The organism is Mycobacterium sp. E3298, assembly GCF_001666895.1.
In the GTDB taxonomy this organism is placed as follows: Bacteria; Actinomycetota; Actinomycetes; order Mycobacteriales; family Mycobacteriaceae; genus Mycobacterium.
In genome coordinates this window covers 1-6,505 of sequence record NZ_LZJB01000288.1, presented here as the reverse complement: position 1 = coordinate 6,505, position 6,505 = coordinate 1, and the positions used below count along the sequence as shown (strand labels likewise).

The window sequence follows — 6,505 nt, the reverse complement described above, 5'->3', positions numbered from 1 at the left end:
GACGGTGACCAGGATGGGCGCCCGGAACAGCCCGCGGCTGTACATCGTCACCCGCGGCGCCCAACAGCTCGGTCCCGGGGGATGCGGCGTATGGGGCGGGCGCGTGACGTGGGCGGTGTTGAGGTTGGTGTGGAAGGTCAGGGTGTCGTGGGCATCGCGCTGCAGGGTGCCGATGCTCAGGTAGCCGTCGCGGTCGGCGAGGGTTTCGCTGATGGCGTGGGTCAGCAAGGGGTGCGCGCTGACTTCGATGAAGGTGTGGTGCTCGGCCGCCGCGGCTTCGATCGCCTGCTGGAAGCGGACCGGGTTGCGCATGTTGGTGGCCCAGTGGTCGGCGTCGAAGGCCGGCCGGCTGTTCAGGTCCGCGTAGGTGGTGGAGATGATCGGGATGGTCGGTGGGCGCGGGGACAGATCGGCGAGTTGCGCGCGCATCAGTGGCTGCAGCGGGTCCATCGCCGGGTTGTGCGGCGCCACTTCGATATTGACCCGGCCGGCGAAGTGGTTCTGCGCGCGGACCGTGTTGATGAGGTCGTCGATCGCCTGGGTCGGTCCGGCGATGACGGTCTGGCGCGGCGAGCCGTAGATCGCCAACGTCACCTGCGGGTGGTCGGCGATCAGCGCCTCGTTCGCGGCGGCGTCGAGCTCGAGCGCGGCCATGGTGCCCTGCCCGGACAGCGGGGCCATCAACCGCGATCGTGTCGCGGTCACCCGCAATCCCTGGGCGGGCGTGAGCGCACCGGCCACCACGGCGGCGGCGACTTCGCCCATGGAGTGGCCGATGACCAGGTCGGGGGTGATGCCGTGGGCGCGCCACAGCGCGGTCAGCGCCAGCTGCATGCCGATCAGGCCCAGCTGGATCTGTTCGATGCCGACCAGTTCGCTGCCGGTGGCGATCACCTCGCGCAGCGAAAACCCGGCCTGGGCAACGAAATCGGGCTCCAACTCGTCGACCGCCGCGGCGAAGGCCGGCTCGTCGGCGAGCAGCCGGCGGCCCATGCCGGCCCATTGCGACCCGCGCCCGGAGTAGACGAACACCGTGCCCGGCCCGACCGCGCCCTCGCGGCAACCCACCAGGCCGGTGGCCGGCTCACCGGCCGCCAGCGCGCGCAACCCCGCGACCGCCTGGTCCCGATCGACGGCGGCCACCGTGGCGAACGCGGCGTGCCGGGCCCGGTGATGGTTGAGGGTGTGCGCCACGCCGGCCAGCGGCAGCGTGGCGCCCGGACCGTCCAGCCAGTCGGCCAGCACCGAGGCCGTCGCGGCCACCCGCTGCGGAGTCCTGCCCGACACCACCAACGTCGACACCGCCGGCTCTGAGCCACGGCGGTCCGGAATGACTTCCGGCGCTTGCTCGATCACGACATGCGCGTTAGTCCCGCTCACGCCGAACGACGACACGCCGGCCCGGCGGGGCTGCCCGCTCTCCGGCCACTCCATGTCTTCGGTGGTGATCGTCAGCCGCGACACGTCCTCGCTGGCGTGGGGCGTGAGCTCGCGGAAGTTCAGGTTGCGCGGGATGCGACCGTTGCGGACGGCCAGCACCGTCTTCATGAACCCGGTGATGCCGGCCGCCGCCTCCAGGTGACCGAGATTGGTCTTGACCGCCCCCAGCACCAGCGGCGCGCGGCCCTCGCGGTCGGCGAAAACCTTGCTCAGGGAATCGAGTTCGATCGGGTCGCCGAGCGGCGTGCCCGTCCCGTGCGCCTCGATGTAGTCGATCTCGGCCGGGGTCAACTTGGCCGAGGTCAGCGCCTGCCGAAGCAGCGCCTGCTGCGCGGGGCCGTTGGGAACGGTGACGCCGCTGCTGGCGCCGTCCTGGTTGACGGCCGAACCGCGAACCACGGCGAGGATGCGATTGCCGTCGCGTTGCGCGTCGGACAGCCGCTTGAGCACGACCACCCCGCAGCCCTCGCTGCGCACGTAGCCGTCGGCGTCGGCGTCGAAGGTCTTGCACTGCCCCGCGGGCGACAACATGCCCCACCGTGAGCAGGCGATGCTGGTGCCGGGGCTCAGCAGCAGGTTGGTGCCGCCGACCAAGGCCGTGTCACTTTCGTTCCAGCGCAGGCTCTGGCAGGCCAGGTGAATCGCCACCAGCGACGACGAGCACGCCGTGTCGAGGACCATCGCCGGGCCGCGTGCGCCGAGCAGATACGCCATCCGGCCCGCGGCGAAGTTGGCGGAGTTGCCCGTCAGGACGTAGGCGTCGAGCTCCTCGGGTCGCATCGCCTCGGAGAGCGTGAGCATGTAGTCGTAGGCCGTCACACCGACGTACACCGAGGTCTGGGTGCCGCGGATGGTATGCGGCGGAATCCCCGCGTCTTCCAGCGCCTCCCAGGCCACCTCGAGGAACAGCCGCTGTTGTGGATCCATCGCCGCCGCCTCGCGTGGGGTGATGGAGAAAAACTCGGCGTCGAATTCGTCCGGCTGCCAAGTGGAAAGGAAGCCGCCTTCGCGGTTGCAGATGGTTCCCGGCACGGTGTGGTCGTCGGTGTACAGGGCGTCCGCGTCCCAGCGCTCGGGCGGCACCGGCACGATGCCGCTTCGCCCGTCGCGCAGCAATTCCCAGAATTGGTCCGGGTTGTCCACCCCGCCGGGCAACCGGCAGCCCATCCCGATCACCGCGATCGGCTCGGTGCCGGCCTTCTCGGCGATCTCCAGCCGGGCGCTCAGATCGTCGATCTTGTGCAGCGCCTCGGTGATGATCGCCCGGCGGTCCGGTGTCGAGGTGGTCATCGCGTTCCTCTGAGTCGTTCCGAAAGGTGTTCCAACAACTCGGCTTCGGTGAGTTCGTCGTAGACGTCGGAGGCGGGTTCGGCATCCGGTTCGGCGAGTTCGGGCAGCATCGTCGCCAAGTAGTCGGTGAGGCTGTACACGGTCGGGTAGTCGAAGATCACCGAAGCCGGCAGGAATTCACCGAGACTGTCCGACAACGCGCGCTGCAGCGTGACGCTCATCAGGGAGTCCATTCCGAGCTGGAAGAAGCCGATCGAGGGATCCAGCGACTCGCTGGGTGGTAGCCCCATCACCCCGGCCGCCAGCAACCCGACGTGGTCCAGCAGCATGTCGTGGCGGCGTTCGGGCGGGCACTTACTCAGGCCGACGCGCAATTCGCTTGCGGGCATGGCGGTTTCGCCGGGCACCGGAAGCAGGTCGTCGACGATGTGCAGCGCGCCGCGGGTGCGGTAGGCGGCCGCGAGCAGTGGCCAATCCGCTTCTACCACAATGGAATGCACGCCTGCGGCGGGGCTCATGGCCCGCGGCAGAGCGCCGATGGCGACCTCGTCGTTCATGGGCACCAGCCCCGAACCCATGCTGACCTGGCCGAATTGGTGCTCGGCGTCGGACAGGGATTTCCACAGTCCCCAGTTGACCGTCGTCGCCGACAATCCCATCACGTGCCGCGCGTACGCCAGGGCGTCCAGGTAGCCGCTGGTGGCGGTGTAGTGGGCCAGCCACCGCGAACCGGTGAGGCCGGAGATGGAGGAGAACACCACGAAGTGGCGCACCGGTGTCTCCAGCGTCAGGCGGTGCAGCAGCGCCGCGGCGTCGAGCTTGGGCGCGAACATCGCCGTGACGTCGTCGTTGGTCATCTCGCTGAGCAGGACCGGCTGGCCGGCGAATGCCGCCAGGTAGACGCCCTCCAGCGGTGGCAGGTCGGCGCCGAACCGGTCGAACAGTTCTCTCATCGCGGTTTCGTCGGTGGCGTCGGCGGCGACTGTGACGAGGGTGGTTCCCGCCGCGGCGAGGCCGTCGGCGAGCTCGCGCAACCGCTGGCCGGGGTTGCGCGACACCGCGACGATGGTCCCGGCGCCCATCCGGGCGAGTTCACGGATCAGGTGTGGGCCGATGTTTCCGGTGGCGCCGATGACCAGTTGGCTGGCGGCGGTGTCCAGCGTCACCGGTTCGGTGGGCAGCGTATGAGCGTGCAGCCGGGGCACGTGCCGCACGCCGTTGCGGTAGACGACCTGGTCCTCTCCGTCCGCCCCGGTGGTCTCGTCGAGCACCAGGCGCGTCAGCACCTGTGCGGGCACCGAGCCGTCCAGATCGATGATGCCGCCCCAGATTTCGGGGTGTTCGAGTGCGAGGGTGCGTCCCAGGCCCCACAGCGCCCCGTGTGCGGGGTTGGCGCGGTCGCCCTCGGTGGTCGGTTGGCCGTTGCGGGTGACGATGAACAGCTTCGCTGGCGTGGCGGCGGCCGCCATGGCCGCGGTGAGCCGGCGGGTGTGGTGGAACAGCTGATAGGCGACCGCGACCGACGTTCCGGAGGCGGGCGGCGCGTAGAGCACGCGGTCGACACCGTTGAGCGCCCCGTGCAGTGCCTCTTCGTCGGCGAGGGCGCCGGACTCCAGGCCCTCGATGCCGATTTGGGACCCGGCGACGCGGTCCAGTTCGCCGGTCAGCTCGGTGTCGCCCACGACCAGCCATCGACCGCCGCCGGGTGGCGGAGCATCGGGGAGCGGTCGCACGGGCCAGGCAACCCCATAGGACCAGTCATCGATCGGGGTGCCGTTGCCCCTTCGCGCAGAGCGGGTGTCCGTCGCAGCGCGGGGACTGTTGGGCCGCAACGCCGGTGGGGCGGCGGACGCGATGTCGATCCAGTGGCGGGTGTGGTGCCAGGGGGTGGTGGTGCTCAAGCGGCTGACCGACGCGGTGCGCGACGGCGATCGAGTGCTGGCCGTGGTGCGGGGTTCGGCGGTCAACCAGGACGGGCGCTCCAACGGCATCACCGCGCCCAACACGGCCGCCCAATGCGATGTGATCGCCGACGCGTTGCGGTCGGCCGACATCGCACCGGAAAGCGTCAACTACGTGGAGGCCCACGGAACGGGGACGGCGCTCGGGGATCCGATCGAATTCGAAGCGCTGGCAGCCACTTACGGGCGCGGCCCGGGCTCGTGCGCGCTCGGCGCGGTGAAGACCAACATCGGCCACCTGGAGGCGGCGTCCGGGGTGGCCGGGTTCATCAAGGCGGTGCTGGCGGTGCAGCGCGGGCAGATCCCGCCGAACCTGCACTTCTCGCAGTGGAATCCGGCGATCGACGCGTCGTCGACCCGGCTCTTCGTGCCCGTCGAGAACATCGAATGGCCGTCCGATGCGGGTCCTCGCCGGGCGGCGGTGTCGTCGTTCGGTCTCGGCGGGACGAACGCGCACGCCATCGTCGAGCAGGGCCCTGGGTTGGCGCCGGTCGACGACGCCGGCCCCGACGGCGGGGTGTCGACGTTGGTGGTGTCGGGTAAGACGGCGCGGCGGGTGGCGGCGACGGCGTCGGTGCTGGCCGAGTGGATGCAGGGTGGCGGGGCCGGGGTCGCCCTCGGCGATGTGGCGCACACCCTCAACCATCACCGGGCCCGGCAGGCGCGATTTGGCACGGTGGTCGCCCGCGACCGTGCCCAGGCGGTGGCCGGGCTGCGGGCACTGGGGGGTGGCCAGCACGCCCCCGGGGTGGTGTTGCCCCGCGAGGGCGCGGTCGGGCCGGGCACGGTGTTCGTCTACTCCGGGCGCGGGTCGCAGTGGGCCGGCATGGGCCGCCTGCTGCTGGCCGACGAGCCGGCCTTCGCCGCGGCGGTCGACGAGTTGGAGCCCGATTTCGTTGCCCAGGCCGGGTTTTCGCTGCGCGAGGTGATCGCCACCGGCAGCGAACTGGTCGGCATCGAACAGATCCAGCTGGGCCTGATCGGCATGCAGCTGGCGCTGACCGCGCTGTGGCGCGCCCACGGCATCACCCCCGACCTGGTCATCGGCCACTCCATGGGCGAAGTCGCCGCCGCCGTGGTGGCCGGTGCGCTCACGCCCGCCCAGGGATTGCGGGTGACCGCGACGCGATCGCGGTTGATGGCCCCGCTGTCCGGGCACGGCGGCATGGCCCTGCTGGAGCTCGACGCGCCCGCCACCGAGGCGCTGATCGCCGAGCACCCCGAAATCACCCTGGGCATCTACAACTCCCCCCGCCAAACCGTCATCGCCGGACCCACCGACCAGATCGATCAGCTCATCGCCGAGGTCCGCGCCCACAACCGGTTCGCCAGCCGGGTCAACATCGAAGTCTCCCCGCACAACCCGGCCATGGACCCCCTGCAACCCCCGATGCGCGCGGAACTGGCCGACCTGACCCCCCAACCGCCACGCATCCCGATCATCTCCACCACCTACCCCGACCTCGACACCCGCCCGGTCTTCGACGCCGACCACTGGGCCACCAACATGCGCAACCCCGTCCACTTCCACCAAGCCATCGCCCACGCCGGCACCGACCACCACACCTTCATCGAAATCAGCGCACACCCCCTGCTCACCCAAGCCGTACTCGACACCCTGGGGGAAGGAAAGCCGGCCACCAGCTATCTGAGTCTCGGTACCCTGCAACGCGATACCGACGACACCATCACCTTCCGCACCAACCTCCACACCGTGCGGGCACCGAGCCGTCCAGATCGATGATGCCGCCCCAGATTTCGGGGTGTTCGAGTGCGAGGGTGCGTCCCAGGCCCCACAGCGCCCCGTGTGCGGG

Annotated in this window: 2 protein-coding genes and 1 pseudogene; 1 reads left to right on the top strand and 2 read right to left on the bottom strand. The window is 70.4% G+C overall.

The genetic code is table 11. The features are described from left to right. Both A9X05_RS13695 and A9X05_RS13690 read right to left on the bottom strand, forming a co-directional pair. A partial coding sequence (locus A9X05_RS13695; RefSeq protein ID WP_156736699.1) for a type I polyketide synthase occupies window positions 1-2,730 on the bottom strand: 2,730 nt, incomplete at its 3' end. Continuing rightward, window positions 2,727-4,412 (bottom strand): beta-ketoacyl reductase, encoded by a 1,686-nt coding sequence (locus A9X05_RS13690; protein ID WP_067781974.1) that lies wholly within the window; start codon window positions 4,410-4,412, stop codon window positions 2,727-2,729. The genes A9X05_RS13695 and A9X05_RS13690, both read right to left, overlap by 4 nt. A 79-nt stretch (window positions 4,413-4,491) precedes the next feature. Between A9X05_RS13690 and A9X05_RS29705 the strand changes: the two are divergent. After that, window positions 4,492-6,405 (top strand): annotated as a pseudogene (locus tag A9X05_RS29705) (type I polyketide synthase); the annotation flags it as partial. Window positions 6,406-6,505: the final 100 nt, after the last annotated feature.